Annotated in this window: 1 protein-coding gene; it reads left to right on the top strand. The window is 42.5% G+C overall.

Annotated features, from left to right (window positions below; translation table 11 throughout):
* Positions 1-375 precede the first annotated feature (375 nt).
* Positions 376-1,576 (top strand): 2-isopropylmalate synthase (locus tag A3738_RS22760; RefSeq protein ID WP_068763875.1); only part of this gene is annotated, 1,201 nt, incomplete at its 3' end.

Genomic DNA, 1,576 nt, shown 5'->3' on the forward strand with positions numbered 1-1,576 from the left:
ATTTATTTTCTTAATATTAGGGAATAGCACTGAATTAAAATAATTCTCTAAAACTGACGAAAGGTTAAGGTTGCCGTTATGTAGGCGCGCTTAGCTAAATACGAGATCTGTAGGAATCTGTCACTAAATCGCTCAAAATAACTTGGAAAATAAATGTGGCAAGTTTATAGTCACTAACCGGTTTAATCATTGTTATTTTGGTTTAAGTCATGTCGTTGCATGAATTAGTGATGAATATTTTTACGAAGCATTCACCTGCCCCTTTCTGCGCTCTAGTTTTAGACGTGCTCACCCTCAATCTGCCGTAGGGCAGTTATTTTTATCCCCTTCGACAAGCGTACAGAATATAAATCTCGAAATTTAGGAGTTTGGCATATGTCAGCCAAAGACAAGTTAGTAATTTTTGATACCACTTTGCGTGATGGTGAGCAAAGCCCAGGCGCGTCGATGACAAAAGAGGAAAAGCTTCGCATCGCACGTGTGCTAGAAAAAATGAGAGTCGACGTTATTGAAGCAGGTTTTGCGATTGCAAGTCCTGGTGACTTCGGTGCTGTGCAAGCGATTGCAAATACGGTAAAAGATTCTCGGATATGTAGTCTTTCTCGAGCGCTAGATAAAGATATCGATCGCGCTGCAGAAGCTCTGAAGGGGGCAAATGCTTCGCGTATCCATACGTTTATAGCTACGTCTCCCATTCATATGAAGTATAAGCTTCAGATGGAACCAGATGCTGTCATTGAGCAAGCTGTTCGCGCAGTAAAACGAGCGCGCTCACATACTGATGATGTTGAATTTTCTTGCGAAGATGCTGGTCGTTCAGAGATTGATTTTTTATGTCGTATCATTGAAGCCGCAATTGATGCGGGCGCATCTACGATTAACATTCCTGACACAGTTGGTTATGCGATTCCCGAACAATATGGCAATACGATCGGCCAATTGATCCAGCGTATTCCAAATTCTGACAAGGCTATCTTCTCTGTTCACTGCCACAATGATTTGGGATTGGCGGTTGCGAACTCATTGTCTGCAGTTGCTCAAGGTGCTCGTCAGGTTGAATGTACAATTAACGGCTTAGGTGAGCGTGCGGGCAACGCATCGCTTGAAGAAGTCGTGATGGCTGTGCGCACTCGTTCTGACCTGTTTGATGTAGAGACTGGAATTGATACGACGCAAATTGTACCTGCTTCTAAATTAGTATCGTCAATTACAGGTTTCCCTGTGCAGCCAAATAAGGCGATTGTTGGTGCTAATGCGTTTGCTCATGAGTCGGGTATTCACCAAGACGGCGTGTTAAAGCATCGCGAAACCTACGAAATTATGCAGGCAGAAGCAGTGGGCTGGCATACGAATAGTTTGGTGTTGGGCAAGCTTTCTGGACGTAACGCGTTTCGTACACGTTTAGAAGAATTAGGAATCGCTTTAGAGTCTGAAAGTGAATTAAATGCTGCATTTGCTGCATTCAAAGAATTAGCTGATAAAAAGCATGAAATCTTTGATGAGGATTTACATGCGTTAGTAAGTGATTCGGTAAGTAAACCTAAGGAAGAAAAATACGAACTAGTTTGTATGTCAG

It is taken from the genome of Oleiphilus sp. HI0066, from assembly GCF_001635725.1.